The sequence below is a fragment of the Sphingobacterium detergens genome (genome assembly GCF_003610355.1).
Lineage (GTDB): Bacteria > Bacteroidota > Bacteroidia > Sphingobacteriales > Sphingobacteriaceae > Sphingobacterium > Sphingobacterium detergens.
Map to the genome: position 1 here is coordinate 545,876 of NZ_RAPY01000004.1, position 15,148 is coordinate 561,023.

Sequence of the window (15,148 nt, forward strand, 5' to 3'; positions counted from 1 at the left end):
TTAATTGCAAATGTTTTCGAGTATCAAATCTGTACCCATCAAAAATGAATTTTCCGAATTTTTATCAGCAAAATTCATATACCTGGAGGCATTTGCACTAAAAATAAACTTAGTGTCAGGATTTCTAATTTGAAAAACTAATTTTTTTAAGTTATCATCTAAAGAATCTAAAAAAATTGACGCACGTAATTTATTTACTGTTTTAAGGTCCTCAGCACGCATTTTTTGTTTATAAATATTGCAGTTGTATTGGACGTAATATCCTGACGTTTGATAATCATTACCAGGTGATCCACCACTATATCCTTGGATTGATGCAAAATATTTTGAACTAATTAATCCCGTGGTAAATGCATGCTTTAATACTGGAGTAAATAAGCCTTCACCATTCATCTGCGCTTGGTAATTATGGATAATTATTACATCAAAGGGAAGGTCTGGATTTATAATGGTGTCATTGATGATTTTTACACCAATTAAATTCTCGGAAATAAATCCAACACTATCAAAGAGCTTTTTGAGTTTATGAGAAATTGTATCATAGGTTAAATCCATAAAATCGCGTGCCTTTCTTTTATCCTTAGGCTCTGCATTTCGCCAAAGGGAATTGACATACTGATCCTGTTTTACAAGACTATCAATGTATCCTAATAATGAAGCGTTTTTATTTTTTAGATTTTCTTTTTGTGTTGATGCTTCGGCAAGTAACTGATTCCACCCCCTTAAAACTTCAAGCTTTGAAAATACAGCGCTCTTGGTAAAGAATTGGGGCCCAACCCCTTTGCCAGCCAGATCCTTGCACAGGTCAATTGCTAATTTAAGTTGGTTGGAATATATTGCAGATATGGCAGCGTTATTAAGGTCTATTGCAAATGGTTTGTGATTAATTTGAAATGCCAAATTATATAACTTACAAGCGGTCGTAAAGTTGCCTGAAACGATTTCAAGTTCAGCTCTATTTACCAATTCGAAATAGTTATCAGACGCTCTAGCATTAGACACGCAAAACAAGAATATTGTAATTGCGATAGCCTTTCGTTTATTCAAAATTTGCAGGAACATATTCTTTGTGGTTTTGTATATATTCAAGTTGATCTTTTTCTGTATCGAGTAACCGATCCTGAATGGTGAACAGGGCGTCAAATATAAAAGATGAACCCTTATTTAATAGTGTGTATTGAACTATTTTTGCATATTCTAAAAGTGATGATAAACCAATTTGCCGTCTATTTTCTTCAATTTGACTGATATCATCTTTATCGCTATAGTATATTTTACCACCTAGTCCTGTGAAAAATGAGGTACCATATGGGGTATAGTTTTGATAGTGCTTGTAATCATGCATCCTTGCAAAGAAAAATGGCTTGATAAATCCGGAATCTATTGCATTTTTTAAAATTTCATCGAAGGTTCCCCCGCCTATGCCATTGGGTTTGGAATAGCCACGAAGTATTATTTTGCTGAAAACAGGCTCACTTAAAATATTTGTATCATTTACAATTCGCACCCCAATTCTCTCTTCCGAAGGATACCCAAATTGATTAATTATACTCAATAAGCTGTCAATTAGACTATTATTCTGCTCATCCAATCGCAACTCAAAATCGGTCTCTTTTGTACCAGTTTTTCCTTCCAACGATTTTACCCAAATTCGGTACAAATTTTCAGCTGAATAGGAAATTCTTTCGATTCTTGAAATGACTTCCTGGTTTGCAATCCTGATCTTCATTTTCTCTGAATCTGCTTTCGAAAGCCATTTTTTCCAATTCGAATTATTTCTATAAGAATTAATGTAGCGATTTTTTTCAAAAAAAGATCGTCCAACGCCCTTACCGGCAAGTTTCCATAAGAACTGTTCTGCTGCAAAACGATCCTTGCTCTCTTTGGCTACTAAAAATGCATTATAGATATCAACTGCTAATGGTTTATGCAAGTTAAACGCAGCTTGGTAACTTACAATCGCACTATCGTAAGAACCATTAATAATGTAATTTTCTGCAATATTGACATTCTGTAAATACAAAAGAAATGGCCTTTCATTTTTTTGACAATATCCACTAGTACTTAACAAAATCAGAAACGTTTGTAAAAGGCACCTAAACATAGACTAAAATTTTAATATGGTTAGGCTTTCGCCTAACCATATAACTTAACGAAATCAATACCATTCACCGTAATAGTAACTCACATCGTAAAGGAAATAGTTTTTCCCGTCGTATTCATCGGAACCAACTTTTTTATAATAATCCCGTCTCCTTCCTCCTTCACCAATTTCCGAGCTTATTATACTGAGCGAGCCTGATGTTGCTTCACCTCCTCTAACAGAAAGCTGTGCTGAAACGTTAAGTGGCTCAAATTTATTTTGATCTAATTTTTCTAGTTTGTTTGCCATGATTTTGAATATGATTGTTAATAAAAACTAAGCTGGTTGAGCGAACTCAACGGCTAATTAATAAAGCATCCAGTCCGTCCAATAGTCCTTGGTATCATAATAAAACTCATGACCTTCACCAATGTCGTCGCTACCGTAACTACGGTAATTTATTCTTTGGTAGGCTCTGTCACCTTCCTGCTTGTATTCTGCACCCAGTGTCAATCTTCCGCCTCCTGTTTTACCACCACCACGGACATGAAGTTTCTGTTCATTTGTCAGAGTGGCAAACTTTTCGGAATTCAAACTTTCTAGCTTCATATTCATTCAATTAATTAATTTCCTTGTCTTTGACCATTATGGTCGCGCCATAGGGTAGTTAGTTCAGCGCACACCGAATTATGCAGGTTATAGGCGCATCTTCCTGTTCTGTACTCGCGAGATACAATTTCTTAGACTAGTTTGAGATAAAACAATATTCACATAGAAACTGAAAGACTATAGAATAAATTGTCTGTGAGTGAAAATTATTTAAAAGTCGTATAGTTTCTTTTTTAAAAATTAGCGAACTTATTCATCAGCAAGATTTATATCATTTTTACCTCAAACCTAAATGATTTCTTAACTATCAATATAGGTGTTTTTACCTGTTTGCAATAATTACCCATCGGTTTTATGAATTTCCCTGGATGACGTGACGCATATGTTATTCCAAATGCAGTCAAGCACAACAGTCCAAAATAAAATATACACGAAAGCAGTAATATTATACGCATAAAAAGAGATTTGTTAAGGTGGCGTAAACTTTGCATTCACAATTTATGATTATGAAATAAACTTTATTTGTTGAAAATCAATACAAAACTTCAATGAGATTTAATTTTTTCATAAATTATATCAGCGTAAATTTGATATCATGCATATGATATTTCCATAAATAGTCATAAAAAGAAGTACTTAAATTCATTGAAAGAAAGTAAGCGATCATATTAACAGCATTGATATAGCCGAATATTTTAATGAAGGTAAATGGATGATTTATCGACCCCAAATAAAAATGGAGAAACAGCAAAAACGTGAGATAATTTTGGGGAAATTCAAAAATATCAGGTTTTTATCTTTAATTTCAAATATACCTTATGAAAAAGATCAACAAAGCGCCTTCAAAATTGAAGCTGACAACTTTAAAAATTTTGGTTCTTACACCTAATCAGATGCATAATATTCTGGCTGGTGATGATACATCTATTTTTACCAAACCAGGGTCATTTGAATGCATTCCACCTTTTAATGCCCCCCCTTACTTCAACACTACTAAAGAATAGTTAAAAAAAATTAAAGTTTAAAAATTAAGATATATCGCTTACCTTCGGCTCGTCCATGTAATCACATCTTCCCAAAAGATGTGATTACTTATTTTTAAATAAACACAAGGATATGAGAAGGAAAACAACGCCTTTGATCCTGTTTGCAGGATGGATAGTCTATGTTTTAATTACCATTATAGTTTATGGATACAAGAAGAATGATTGGCTAGGTAGTGCTTATGAGATCACTGTTTCTCATGTTATCTCTGCGGGAGTTTTCCTTTTAAATGCACTCTATATTTTTCCAAGATTTTGGGACCAAAACAAATATACAAAGGCAGTTTCATTGCTTCTATTAGTACTTGCTTCAAGTATTTTAATTCGCTTTCTATTTGCATTTATAATTTCTCCTTACATTTTCAATGAACCTCTCAGATCTGCTGGGATGGAAAAGGACAAACTACTATTGAATTTCTTTTATCAATGGTTAATGTTTTTCCTCTATTCTATTGGGTATTGGCAAGCAACTTCGAAAATAACAATGCAACGGAAATTATCAGAGAGTATAGCAGAAGAGTCGGTTAGAAAAGAATTGGAATTAGAAAATGCAGCACTTCGAGCTCAGATAAATCCCCATTTTACTTTCAATACGTTGGAACATTTTAGGAGCCAAACTATGGATTCAAATCCAGAAGTTTCTTATGGCATCGGCTGTTTTATGCAAATTCTAAGGGCAGGAATTACAACACCTGACGAGGATGGAAAGGTTCCCTTGATGATAGAGACAAACGCAATAGAAAGTACAATTTTTATATTTAGACAACGCTTTCCCAAAATTAAATTAGAACATCAAATAGAAATTAAGGAAGCGGATCAGATAAGAATCTTACCACACATTCTAGTACCAATTGTTGAAAACGCTTTTAAACATGGATCTTATAATGACGAACAAAAGGCAATACGCATACAACTCTACGCTGATGAATCATTAATTAAGTTACATGTATCCAATAAAAAAGGAAGCCGAATAAAGGATAGTTCAACCGGTATCGGATTAAGATATGTTAGAAGACATCTTGAATCTGGATATCAAGATAAACACTATCTAATTATCAATGATGAGAAAGAAACCTATTCGGTAGACCTTACTATAAATTTAAATTAGTGATATGGAGAAAATACAGTGTGTTATTGTTGACGATGAATTAAGCATCCTTAAGACCCTGAAAAGATTTATTCAACAAATTCCGCAACTTGAGTTAGCAGCAACATTTACCGATTCAGTTGAGGCATTAGAATTCATTCGAAAATCGGACGAATACCTAATTTTTTTAGATATTAGCATGGACACTTTATCAGGTCTTGATCTGGCAAAATTGATACCTAATAAAGTTGTATTTATTACTGGACATGCAGAATTTGCCTTAGAATCTTGGAAGCTTGATAACGTTTTAGGTTATCTTACTAAACCTGTTTTCTTCGAAGATATAGTAGGTGTACTTAAGAGATTAAGCAATTTTTGGCATAGTGATTACTATAACATCCAGGTAAATAGTGATAAGTATTTTAGTTATAAGCATGATGATGTGGTGAGTAAAATTGAACTGGACAATATTATTTACATCGAAGCTAATAATAATTATACAACCTTCTATCTTGAAGGCAATGTAAAGATTGTTCCTGTAGCAATTTGGGATATTGAAAAAAGTCTGCCGAAGAGCAAATTCATCCGAATCAGTAAATCTGTTATTGCAAACACCAACAAAATTATTGATGATTCAAAAGAAGTTATTCTCTTAGGAGGTTTTTCAATCAAGCCAGGAAAAGCATATAAAGTAAAGAGTAAAAAAAGTGGGCTAACTAGTTAGGTTAGGACGATAAATAATCACCTAAAGATTAATCCCACTTAAATATTGGTGTTGAAAATTGGTTTCATTTTTATATTAGTTTAACTTGCTTACGACTAAAATTATGCCGTGATTTTAGCAGGATCTGTTACTTTTTCTTAATGACCAAATGTTGCAGTTTCGGATTTTCGAACATTTTACCCATCTCTGAAGCGATAATATTTTCTACGTCACTTTTGATTTGTATGTAGTTCCTTTGGATCATTGCGTTATCAATTTTACGGATTACAGGAATAGGTTTATAGGCTTTTTCCTCTTTGTTTATAGCATCGAAGTCTGCTTTTATGTTACAATGAAATGCTTTGTGGGCAATTCTTTGCTGCGGTGTATCGGCTACCATTCCTACAAATTCACCGGAGCTTAAGCCAGATATTGTAGAGGGAGGAACGGCAAGTTCCAATTGCTTTGATTTACTTATCGATGTGTCTCCGGAATTAATGGAAAGGCTTGTCCTGTCCTGCATGATCTTACCAATACGGTCGCTGATCTGCTTGGCACTATCACCAATCACCTGTCCTGAAATGATATTTCCAACAGTATTGACTATTACTTCTGCCTTATCTTTCCCATAGTCTTTTCGTAACTGGCTAAAGTCCTGGATAACTAAGCAAGTAGAAATTTTATTCGATCTACCGGTGGTAATGGTTGGGATCACATCTGCAGCCAGGGTAGGAAATTCCTCGAACATGAGCATTAATTTCTCTTTGTCCTTCTGATTGACGATCTTCAACATCCGGTTTACATAAAGGGAAATTACAGCACCCAGTGTTTGGGTTTTTTGGGGATTGTTACCCATGCAAACGAGCTTGGGATGCTTGGGATTATTAATGTCGAGCTGAAAATCATCACCGCTCAACACGTAGTACAGTTGAGGAGAGGCAAGGCGTGCAAGGGCAATTTTCGCACTGGCAATCTGGCCCTCAAGCTGTTCCTTTGCATTCGCTTTAAAAGCCGAAAGGAATGGATTAATGAGCACGCTAATCTCTGGCTCCAGGCTCAGTACTGAAAATAATTTCTCGTATTCGACCTGGATCAATTCTATAACATGGGGCAATGTGCAATACCTGCCGCCCTCATATTTTCTCAAAAACCAGATAACAGCGGTGACAAAATTTATTGGTGATTCCGTGAAAAATTCGCCTCTCTTGGTTTCCCACGTACGATTTAATCCTACAAGTATGGTAGCGGCGGATTCGGCTGCATCAGTAATGTCAGCCATGCCCATTACATGGAAAACATTACAGCGATGGGACCGGGATAGATCATCAAAATTGATAAAGAAACAATCACTGTGTGCGCCGTAACGATGCTTGTTCTTCAGCCAGTGGTTATAGGCAATGGTTGACAGGTCAGGCCACTTGAAATCATATACAAACATTGTATATGGTGTAGGTGTCTTAGCCAGGCTTTGGGCTAAAAATTCACGAACAAGGAAGGCCGTCTTACCGGCTCCCGGACTACCGGCAAGAATACAGGCACGTTGGGGAGAGACGATAGAAACATAGGATTTTCGGATCTTTCCGCGAAGGTTATAGGTGGCCTCCAGGTTGATCGAATATTCATTGAGCAACAAACGTTCTTCCTGGGGGAAAGTCTCATTTTCGGTATTAAAAATATCGTTGTTGAGCTTGACTTTAATGATCCGCGTTATTACCGTTGCACCGCTAAGGATGAGTAGGAAGCCGATGGATGTTATACCAATATAGATAATCGCCTGGGCGCTTATATCCATACGGGGCAGCAGTATAAGGAAGCTCAAAAAATAGAGCAATAAGCCTGTAACCATATAAGCAATAGCCGTTTTATGGTTGGCTTTTTCATCCTTTCGTCCCTTTATGCCAAGCATTGAAATGAAGAGTAAGCCCAATGCTATTACTTTGGAATAAAGAAAACTATTGAATAGTCCCGTGTTGCGGATATTGCCTAAAAGCTTCTCTGTAAAAGGAGGGGCGAAGTCCCAATGGACGAATGCCCGGTATAAATAATAATAAAAATGGATAACCAAAATGGTTATTGCCATTAACCTTGTCATATCGACGATCTTGCGCATGGCATGTTCGTTCTCACCTGTCTGTAGAGCCATTTTTTTCCGATCTTTAATTCTTAATTCTGTTTCTTGATTCTAACCCTAATGCTTAATTCTTAACTGTTTCTTTTTCTTTTTTGCCGATAATTCATAAGGCAAATAGTTATAGTCCCGCTCCACCTGAAACATGATCTGCATAAGGCTTTCGGAACTATCTTCGTGACGGGGATTAAAGGGAGCAGGAGTAAATCCATTACTGTCAGCAATGGATTTGACTTTGTTTGTTTGAAGTTTAAAGGAGACGTGGTTAAGGTCTTTTTTTATACCGGTTGTCTCACCGGAACGCAGCAATATTGCGGCAGCGCCGTATATATCACCCAATGCACTACCATTAAAAACACAACTGTTTTTATGATCTACAAAGGTTATCCCGAATACCCGACCGTCTTTCGTATGGCGCAGTACGGTGTCAATACCTTCAGCGCGAAGCTCCCTGATAAAAGGCTTAAGACCAGCTTGACCGTTATTAAATAGCGCAAAATCAATAGTAACTTTTACTTTAGATTTTAGGGGTAAACGTGCTTTCTTATTTTTTGAAAAAGTGGCCCCCAGAGTTTTTAAGGTAGGGCTTCCAAAGATGGAACTAGCCTTAATCGGCGTTCCGATCAATGTGCCATCTTCTTTTTTTATACGGTATACCAGACCTTTATTTTTATACATCCTGGAATCCTTCTCGCCGGGTTCTGCGCTAACATTATAGAGGCTGAGCACAGCATTCAGCTCCCCCAGGGAGGTGAATTTATAGTCATTAAGGACGGTATTTAATACGCCGGTAATAGCCCGTTTCGTAGAGGATTTACCATATTCCAATTTGGCATTGACGGCCTGCAGTTCATAAGCTGAAAGCCTGGCCTGTTCTGATGCTTTAATTAAATTATATTCAATTTCCAATTCCTTCCTGGCTTTTTCAGAAAGTACTTTACCGATATTATGCAGGGGTATCCGTTTACCATCGGCTTTGATGTTCGTAGTCAGGATATGCACATGAGGATGCCCTGCATCAAAGTGCTGATACAATAGATAAGGCTGTTCTGCAAAGCCTATCTTTTGGAGATAGGCACCTGCTATTTCCTTAAGCAGCTCCTGGCTATGACTTTCCTGCGGGGGGAAATTTAAGGAGATATGCACCGCATTAACCTTCGTTCGCTCGTTTAAATCTGCTAGTTTCTGAAGCCTGCCCAGCTTCTGATTAAAGGTGAGGCGGTCGGCATCTTTGAGGTAATAAGGGGCATCAATACATGTCGCAACCCCTTCTTTTACCTTCTGTTCGTTATAGTTCAAAACCCTGCGCAGGCTACTGGCGACATGGACGACCGCTACCATTGATCACTGATTTTTTCCAGTGAATTATTGATAGCAGCCACACTTTTATAGAAGCTTTTTTTATCGAGTTCCCAGGTGAGTAACCAACCCTCAACCTGATTTAAATCCCTTAGCGTGTGCAGTCTTTTAACGGCCTGGTTGAGGTTATTTCCTGCCGCATTCAGCTCTATTCTGAGCTTTGCCAGCTCAGTAATTAAATCCTCTGTGGACTGGTTCCTGACCTTTCCGATCATGGGTTTTGCCAGGATAATTTTGCGGATATAGGAGCTTATTTTTTGCTCCGTTGTCCTGGAAAATTGCTTCTTAATGAAGTTATGTTCCTGTTCTGTAAGGCGGACATGCAGCCATTTTTCCCTGTTGTTTTTTTGTTCACTCATCACTTATCATTTTCACTGTTAAAAAAATCAATCACTTAAGGCAATGGCCTACGACTCCGGAGTAAAGGCCAACAATACCCCGTTGTGAAACAACGGTACATCTAGCCGATTACAGGGCCATTAGGTAATCGCCACCGCCACCGGTTTAGCGGGGGCCCCTTTAGGGTTCATTATTGATGAAAACCGTCAGGTTTTGCCTTGCTCGTCTGAAGGGCTTTGCATAGTAGGAAGGGGGCAACCGATCAATAAATCGTTGAGGTCTTTATATGCGTGGTAAATGCCGGAATAAGATATAAATGCCGGGCCGGTCTTTAATGCAATATCGGTGGCGGACTTTCCGGCTTTGTCATTGTCGAGGTAAAGAAAAACTTTGCTATAAGTTTTCATAAAGTCCAGGTGCTTTTCAAAGAAGCTAAGGCTGTTTAGAATGAGGTAGTCTGTTTGTGCAGCAACAGTACCATCAAAGAGTTTGAGAAAGGAAAGGAAGTCAAGGAAACCTTCGAAAACAGATAAGGTTGCATATCCGTTTCTAAAGAGCTTTATATCCTTTGGGCTGGAGCTGCATTTAAAGAAGACATTACGGATTTCAAAACCGCCAGAATTGTTTTTAAAACCTATACCGAAAAAAATTTTCCCGTTTATGGTATATCGAACCTGTTGGCAGTACGTTGCTGCCAGGTTAAGATCAATACCCCGCTTGTCAAGATAGGATATAAGGGGGAATAGATACAAAGGCTCTGTTGCGGTAATCTCGATCCGGCTTTCAGGCGGAGGAATAAAAGATTTTTCGATAGGAGTGATTAAACCGGTTCCCTCAAAACTATGGAGCAATGCTTTGACAGAGCAATTAAAATATAGCATGGCGAAGTCGATCACACCGCCACCCTTTCCGATGCCGAAATCATACCATTGGTTTAGCTGTTGATTTATTTTAAATGAAGCTGTTTGCTCTATGCGGAGCGGGGAAAGATACCAATAATTACACCCTTTTATTTTTTGTGGTTTGTATCCCAATGTTTCCAGGTATACAACCAGATCCATTTCATTTACCTGCGCACAGGTTATGCGTCTTCTTGCTGATCTCATAGCTCACAATTTTCCTTTCACTGATCCTTAAGTGATACAAAACTAGCAGAGCAGATTTGAATTTACATTCCCTGGCTAAATTCTATACAGGTGAAGCCGGAGCGGATTTACTAATTTCGTAAAGTGGTGTAGGATAAAAAAACGTGCGTATGAAAACAAAAAATGAGATTACAGGAATGCTTGGCATCCTGGTTAGTGTGCCTGGTATGGAAGACACCGTAAAGATCAACCTGAGCTTACAAAGGAAACAGGTAATGTTACTAAGTAATGTGATCCGGGAAGGAATGAAAACGGATCAGGGGATGGTCGGTGATCTGCTGGCAGTACTAGATCCGGAATGCAGTAAGGAATTAGTTCGCATTTCTGCAGACCTGGATGAAAAGGCGGGGTTATCGGATCTTCAGCAGAAAGTGAAGCAATTTAGCGAACACTAAAAAAGTGTGCGGGAAAGAGCCCGCACACTTTTTAAATTATTCCTTCTTCTGAAAAGGAATAATAAGAAAATGGGGTTATGATAAGGTGATCTAAAACCTTAATATCTAAAATTTCACCAGCTTGTATGAGCTTTCGAGTAATATTAATATCAGCCTGACTCGGTGTCAGATTTAACGATGGATGGTTATGGGCAATGATTATGGCATGAGCTCTTGTTTTTAGAGCTGCTGTAAAGATCAGTTTAGGATCAATAATGGTTGCGTTGAGTCCGCCTTTGCTTACTCTGAAAATTCCATGTGCTCTTTTTGAGGTGGATAATAATAAAATGGAAAACTCCTCCTGGAGTTCTATAGTATCCATATTCCAATTTTCAATGAATAGATTATAGGCATCAACTGACTTGTTTACACTGGGTTGTTGATCCACGGGAACTTTAGAGTGATAGGTGAGTCCTATAACAGGGACTTTTTTGTTTAGCGGAAGAATTTTTGAAGGTTCCATAATACAAGATTTTTTTTGAAAAATGTTTATGGAACATTTTTTGGACTGGCCGGATCAAGGGCAAAAGGAAGCGGAATAAAGGATGGCTTTTTTGCGTTGGATCGTGTTTATGCCGAACACTTTTGAACGCTACAGAACGGCAGGCCGAACTTCGTATAAAAAACATACTCAAACCAGATTAGAATTAAAAATAAACTAATCAATCAAATTCTTTATTGCTGAAAATAACCACATGGAATTTCAATAATGTAAAAATGGCAGCATAGCTGCACCCAATACAACCGCAAAAGCCGTCACCCAGGCACGCAGGTGGCGGCTTTTGCGGCCCGTTAAAGGCCATTATTTCATATTGATGAGGGTTTGTTCGCTAAGAGAAAGAAAGGGGCTTAAAAGACGGGAAAACAGGCAAGACGAATATTGTTCACCTTGCCTTATTGTTTAAGCCCAAATGACAATTGCAATACCCAATAAGATAACGATGTTTGCTGCCCATTTAAACAGGACTTCCAAAATGGGGATTATTTCAGATTGTGCATAGTTCTTATAAGAATAGGTTTTATAGCCTACCCGACGTTTAAAACGGTTCCTTCTGATAATGAGGCGGACCAATACACCTAGAACAATAAATATCCATCCATAAGTGTGTGAGCTGAATACCTGGGCAAGTAAAATCATAACTATTTCATTTAAGCAAAAGGTGACTAAATTAAAAATCTTCTTCGATTCGTTTTGGATTGGGTTGTATCAATTCCAAATTGTCCCATACAAAGTTAAAAATTTCTGCTATCTGTTTGTCTGATAGTTTTTTTAGCAAGACAACATCTCGGTATGCATTGTGGATTTTAATTTCGCGACTTGATGAATTACCACTAGCAATTTTGCAGGTACTTTGTTTGCTTCTTATACAGATATGTAATTTGACACTGCTATAGTTATCCAAGCCAACCACAAGTGTTTCATCCAAATGGATACCACCTGGAAATGCCTTATTAATTTGTGGGTCTTCAAATTTTATTTGGGCAAGGCAGTTGAAACGATCCATGCCTACATGTGCTGCTACCTTTTGAGCATACGTAATATGTTCAATTTTACCTTTTGGATATTCTAAACCATGCAGAAGGCTCTCAATACTAAATTTGAATTTTGATTTCATAACGTAAATGTTTAAGATTAAAATTTGCGCTCCTTGTCCGGCTGCGCCCCCGGCGTTTTATTTAATCCTGTGGTTTTAATTTTTCGATCTTCCGTTTTAGTTCGGCAATCCTTCCATTAACGCTATCTTCCCTTTTGTCTGCAAGCTTTTTATTTTCAGCTTCAATGGTTTTAATATCAAAGCCGGAAGCATAGGCGATGTCATATAGACATTTTCCGTCTATTAAATTTGGGCTGCTACTTGTGCTTCGTCCACAAAACACCATTCGTATCAAAAAGGCAAATTGCGATTCGGTCAATTCTGAAAGTGCCTGTAATAATTTGCTTGGATGGAAAGTATCAATCCCGGAAAATAATTTCTCTACAATATAACTTCTGATATTCCAATCAAGGGACTGAAATATTAAAAGCCGGGCAGCGGTTAAATCGGTTAGTGTAAGAATAGGTTTATAGTCTTCAGCTTTCAGGCATTCCTTGAAAGTAGCGTGTACTTGTTTTTGTATATTATCTAAATCTATTTGTTTAGCCCTTTTTTCCCTTGCTTCTATTCTTTCAATTTCTTTATCCAAAAGTTCGGGTGTTGCTTTACCATCTTTGATAGCCTGCTGCACCTCCTTAGCTGTAACGGCAGTCCCAACAGTAATTTTCTTTTCAGGATTATAATAGACCAGGGAGATGACATTGTTTTTTACTGTTAGCCCCTTCAATAAATTTTCTGAGGTAATGACTAAATTATATTCGGCAAGATCGGTTTCGTATGTGATTAAAGCCCCATTGTAATCTTCCTCTTCAAGTTCGCCTGTTTGATAATCTTCATAATCTTCTTTTTCCGGTTGGCAAGGTGGTTCTATTACATTAACATCATTGTAGTCTACCTCCGGTAGTATATTTAACTCCGGGATAGAATCAATAAGCATTTGACTTTCATTTGAAAAATTTCCTGAACGTAGAATGGCTGTTGGTTGATGTTCTGCCAGTATTTTACGGAATCCATTTTCCAAATTTTTAAGGGTTTTCGCCTGATAGCAGACCTTGTGGCTACATACAGCAACTTTTGCAAATTCAGGGAACAAGCTTTTTATCGTTGCCGAATTGAAAGGGCAGCGGGTACATGATCCTGCGTCGGGAATTAGGTTTTTATCTTTAGTATCAAAGTCTGCGTTTTTTAGATCATATTTATACCGTGAAATTGCATGGCTTACATGGCTAAAGGCAAAATTTTTCTCTTCCCAATTGGTACAATGTTTATCAAAAAATTCCTGCTGAGAACTCCCTTCTAAAAGGGACATTGCAGTTACATCTTTAATGGAAATTTTATTTCCCAAAAACATCTTTTGAATTGGAAGAATTAATTCCGCCCATTTTAAACGTGTATAGATAAAAGTCTTGGACTTGCCTAGACGGATGCAAATTTCATCAATGGTATTGCCACTTTTTTGCATTTTCGCAATTGCCTGGGCTTCGTGAATAGGATGCGGATCTTTCCGCTGCAAGTTCTCTAAAAGCATTATTTCATTCACTTGCTCATCTGTTAGTATTTTGACTAATGCGGGAATAGATTTTAGCTGTCCTATTTTTGCAGCCCTGTACCTGCGTTCGCCAACGACGAGTTCAAACCTTCCGTTTGCTTTTTTGCGGACCGTTACGGGAGAAATTACGCCATATGGTTTAAGGCTTTTTGCTAATCCCAAAATTTCATCTTCGTCAATGGTTTCCCTATAATTAAGAGGGCTTAGATCAATTTTTGAAAGTGGGACATGTAAGAATGTTCCTTCTATATCCAGAAAATTAAATCCGTATTTTGCAATTGCTTTATTATTCCGAGGTTGAGCCTTTAAGGTTCGTTTAATTGTAGTAGTCATAATAGATGTTTTTAAAATTTTAAAAAGGATTTAGGATAAGCTGACCTAAGAGGCACAACCAATCAATTAATCTTGCTCCTGGAAAGTGAAATAAGAACCGCTACTTTTCATTGCCTCTTTTCCTTCGCTCATTCTTACATCAGCTTTGAAAAGCTTAGCGACTTTCCTTGCGATCAATACAGCACTGAAACGGTCTGGTAAAATGGTACTGATCACAGGTACATCTTCCCAATACCTGTATTTATCTGAGTTGATCTGAAAATTGAATCTTGTTTCCATAGTTATCTATTTAGGTACCCTTTATCGCGAATATTGATTAGCCAGTCGTTGGCGAATTCCGTTTGATGTTTTTGCAGATCCGGATTGATTTGACTGAGAACGGAATTTTGAGTTATTATACTATCGTTATATACTCCAAGATTCGATAGGAAATACAAATAGGGAATTATCCTTAGATTGTCATTAAATACTGATGAGTGGTTGCACCAATCAATAACTAAAAAGTGCATTTCAGGGGTAAACATTATTTGTCCCTGAAATATGTAATAATTACACAGGCTGATAGTTTTTGCCTTCCCCCAATTGGTATAGATCGGCCAATCAAGATTTTGCATTGTTAATGGCATGTAAGGGCTGTTTTCTATTTTTAAGTAACCATCATCTAACTGATTATTAAGTTTTTCGAAAATTTTAGTTGCTTCTTTATTTAGAAATTCCATGTTTTATAATTTAGAGTTTGTG

18 protein-coding genes are annotated in these 15,148 nt (G+C 37.3%); 4 read left to right on the plus strand and 14 right to left on the minus strand.

The annotated features are described in order from the left end of the window. The 4 genes from DFQ12_RS20735 to DFQ12_RS20750 form a co-directional block, all read right to left on the minus strand. Window positions 1-1,062, minus strand: coding sequence for a hypothetical protein (locus tag DFQ12_RS20735; protein WP_120260945.1), 1,062 nt, complete (start codon window positions 1,060-1,062; stop codon window positions 1-3). Next, window positions 1,040-2,023, minus strand: a complete 984-nt coding sequence (locus DFQ12_RS20740; protein ID WP_120260946.1) for a hypothetical protein — start codon at window positions 2,021-2,023, stop codon at window positions 1,040-1,042. Before DFQ12_RS20740 ends, DFQ12_RS20735 begins: the two co-directional genes overlap by 23 nt. A gap of 135 nt (window positions 2,024-2,158) precedes the next feature. Further along, window positions 2,159-2,392: a hypothetical protein gene (locus DFQ12_RS20745; RefSeq protein WP_120260947.1), complete on the minus strand. Its 234-nt coding sequence runs from the start codon at window positions 2,390-2,392 to the stop codon at window positions 2,159-2,161. A 57-nt stretch (window positions 2,393-2,449) separates the two neighbouring features. Beyond that, window positions 2,450-2,692, minus strand: a complete 243-nt coding sequence (locus DFQ12_RS20750) for a hypothetical protein (protein ID WP_120260948.1) — start codon at window positions 2,690-2,692, stop codon at window positions 2,450-2,452. Window positions 2,693-3,510: 818 nt separating this feature from the next. Here DFQ12_RS20750 and DFQ12_RS27980 point away from each other — a divergent pair. The 3 genes from DFQ12_RS27980 to DFQ12_RS20760 all read left to right on the plus strand — a co-directional run bounded on the left by DFQ12_RS27980 (window position 3,511) and on the right by DFQ12_RS20760 (window position 5,546). After that, the gene (locus DFQ12_RS27980; protein ID WP_147420450.1) at window positions 3,511-3,696 is read left to right on the plus strand and encodes a hypothetical protein; all 186 of its coding nucleotides are present in this window, start codon (window positions 3,511-3,513) and stop codon (window positions 3,694-3,696) included. A 112-nt stretch (window positions 3,697-3,808) separates the two neighbouring features. Then, window positions 3,809-4,843: a sensor histidine kinase gene (locus DFQ12_RS20755; protein ID WP_120260949.1), complete on the plus strand. Its 1,035-nt coding sequence runs from the start codon at window positions 3,809-3,811 to the stop codon at window positions 4,841-4,843. A 4-nt stretch (window positions 4,844-4,847) separates the two neighbouring features. Continuing rightward, the gene (locus DFQ12_RS20760) at window positions 4,848-5,546 is read left to right on the plus strand and encodes a LytR/AlgR family response regulator transcription factor (protein WP_120260950.1); all 699 of its coding nucleotides are present in this window, start codon (window positions 4,848-4,850) and stop codon (window positions 5,544-5,546) included. Window positions 5,547-5,673: 127 nt separating this feature from the next. Here the strand turns inward: DFQ12_RS20760 and mobC are convergent, their stop codons facing one another. The 4 genes from mobC to DFQ12_RS20780 form a co-directional block, all read right to left on the minus strand. Next, on the minus strand, window positions 5,674-7,668 hold the full coding sequence (gene mobC, locus DFQ12_RS20765; RefSeq protein WP_120260951.1) for a conjugal transfer protein MobC: 1,995 nt from the start codon (window positions 7,666-7,668) through the stop codon (window positions 5,674-5,676). Window positions 7,669-7,713: 45 nt separating this feature from the next. Then, window positions 7,714-8,994, minus strand: coding sequence for a relaxase/mobilization nuclease domain-containing protein (locus tag DFQ12_RS20770; protein ID WP_120260952.1), 1,281 nt, complete (start codon window positions 8,992-8,994; stop codon window positions 7,714-7,716). Next, a complete protein-coding gene (locus DFQ12_RS20775; protein ID WP_120260953.1) occupies window positions 8,988-9,371 on the minus strand; it encodes a plasmid mobilization protein in 384 nt (127 codons plus the stop codon). The genes DFQ12_RS20770 and DFQ12_RS20775 overlap by 7 nt, the downstream gene beginning before the upstream one ends. 186 nt (window positions 9,372-9,557) lie before the next feature. Next, window positions 9,558-10,457, minus strand: a complete 900-nt coding sequence (locus DFQ12_RS20780; RefSeq protein WP_120260954.1) for a toprim domain-containing protein — start codon at window positions 10,455-10,457, stop codon at window positions 9,558-9,560. Window positions 10,458-10,606: 149 nt separating this feature from the next. Here DFQ12_RS20780 and DFQ12_RS20785 point away from each other — a divergent pair, with 149 nt between their 5' ends. Continuing rightward, complete coding sequence (locus DFQ12_RS20785; RefSeq protein ID WP_120260955.1) at window positions 10,607-10,891, plus strand: hypothetical protein; 285 nt, start codon at window positions 10,607-10,609, stop codon at window positions 10,889-10,891. Between the two features lie 31 nt (window positions 10,892-10,922). Here the strand turns inward: DFQ12_RS20785 and DFQ12_RS20790 are convergent, their stop codons facing one another. From DFQ12_RS20790 to DFQ12_RS20815, 6 genes are all read right to left on the minus strand, one after another. Beyond that, entirely contained in the window at window positions 10,923-11,393 is a 471-nt protein-coding gene (locus DFQ12_RS20790) for a JAB domain-containing protein (protein WP_120260956.1), read from the minus strand. A gap of 438 nt (window positions 11,394-11,831) precedes the next feature. After that, entirely contained in the window at window positions 11,832-12,068 is a 237-nt protein-coding gene (locus DFQ12_RS20795) for a hypothetical protein (protein WP_120260957.1), read from the minus strand. 31 nt (window positions 12,069-12,099) lie between these two features. Further along, the gene (locus tag DFQ12_RS20800; RefSeq protein WP_120260958.1) at window positions 12,100-12,546 is read right to left on the minus strand and encodes a hypothetical protein; all 447 of its coding nucleotides are present in this window, start codon (window positions 12,544-12,546) and stop codon (window positions 12,100-12,102) included. A 61-nt stretch (window positions 12,547-12,607) separates the two neighbouring features. Then, complete coding sequence (locus DFQ12_RS20805; RefSeq protein WP_120260959.1) at window positions 12,608-14,407, minus strand: ParB/RepB/Spo0J family partition protein; 1,800 nt, start codon at window positions 14,405-14,407, stop codon at window positions 12,608-12,610. A 66-nt stretch (window positions 14,408-14,473) separates the two neighbouring features. Then, complete coding sequence (locus tag DFQ12_RS20810; RefSeq protein WP_120260960.1) at window positions 14,474-14,686, minus strand: addiction module toxin RelE; 213 nt, start codon at window positions 14,684-14,686, stop codon at window positions 14,474-14,476. 2 nt (window positions 14,687-14,688) lie between these two features. Continuing rightward, window positions 14,689-15,126, minus strand: a complete 438-nt coding sequence (locus DFQ12_RS20815; protein WP_120260961.1) for a DUF6908 domain-containing protein — start codon at window positions 15,124-15,126, stop codon at window positions 14,689-14,691. Between the last annotated feature and the right edge of the window lie 22 nt (window positions 15,127-15,148).

Coding starts and splice junctions, on each gene's coding strand:
- DFQ12_RS20760 (WP_120260950.1), top strand. CDS start 4,848: ATGGAGAAAATACAGTGTGTTATTGTTGACGATGAATTAAGCATCCTT.
- DFQ12_RS20770 (WP_120260952.1), bottom strand. CDS start 8,994: ATGGTAGCGGTCGTCCATGTCGCCAGTAGCCTGCGCAGGGTTTTGAAC.
- DFQ12_RS20785 (WP_120260955.1), top strand. CDS start 10,607: ATGAAAACAAAAAATGAGATTACAGGAATGCTTGGCATCCTGGTTAGT.
- DFQ12_RS20790 (WP_120260956.1), bottom strand. CDS start 11,393: ATGGAACCTTCAAAAATTCTTCCGCTAAACAAAAAAGTCCCTGTTATA.
- DFQ12_RS20750 (WP_120260948.1), bottom strand. CDS start 2,692: ATGAAGCTAGAAAGTTTGAATTCCGAAAAGTTTGCCACTCTGACAAAT.
- DFQ12_RS20800 (WP_120260958.1), bottom strand. CDS start 12,546: ATGAAATCAAAATTCAAATTTAGTATTGAGAGCCTTCTGCATGGTTTA.
- mobC (WP_120260951.1), bottom strand. CDS start 7,668: ATGGCTCTACAGACAGGTGAGAACGAACATGCCATGCGCAAGATCGTC.
- DFQ12_RS20745 (WP_120260947.1), bottom strand. CDS start 2,392: ATGGCAAACAAACTAGAAAAATTAGATCAAAATAAATTTGAGCCACTT.
- DFQ12_RS20810 (WP_120260960.1), bottom strand. CDS start 14,686: ATGGAAACAAGATTCAATTTTCAGATCAACTCAGATAAATACAGGTAT.
- DFQ12_RS20755 (WP_120260949.1), top strand. CDS start 3,809: ATGAGAAGGAAAACAACGCCTTTGATCCTGTTTGCAGGATGGATAGTC.
- DFQ12_RS20815 (WP_120260961.1), bottom strand. CDS start 15,126: ATGGAATTTCTAAATAAAGAAGCAACTAAAATTTTCGAAAAACTTAAT.
- DFQ12_RS20775 (WP_120260953.1), bottom strand. CDS start 9,371: ATGAGTGAACAAAAAAACAACAGGGAAAAATGGCTGCATGTCCGCCTT.
- DFQ12_RS20735 (WP_120260945.1), bottom strand. CDS start 1,062: ATGTTCCTGCAAATTTTGAATAAACGAAAGGCTATCGCAATTACAATA.
- DFQ12_RS20780 (WP_120260954.1), bottom strand. CDS start 10,457: ATGAGATCAGCAAGAAGACGCATAACCTGTGCGCAGGTAAATGAAATG.
- DFQ12_RS27980 (WP_147420450.1), top strand. CDS start 3,511: ATGAAAAAGATCAACAAAGCGCCTTCAAAATTGAAGCTGACAACTTTA.
- DFQ12_RS20805 (WP_120260959.1), bottom strand. CDS start 14,407: ATGACTACTACAATTAAACGAACCTTAAAGGCTCAACCTCGGAATAAT.
- DFQ12_RS20795 (WP_120260957.1), bottom strand. CDS start 12,068: ATGATTTTACTTGCCCAGGTATTCAGCTCACACACTTATGGATGGATA.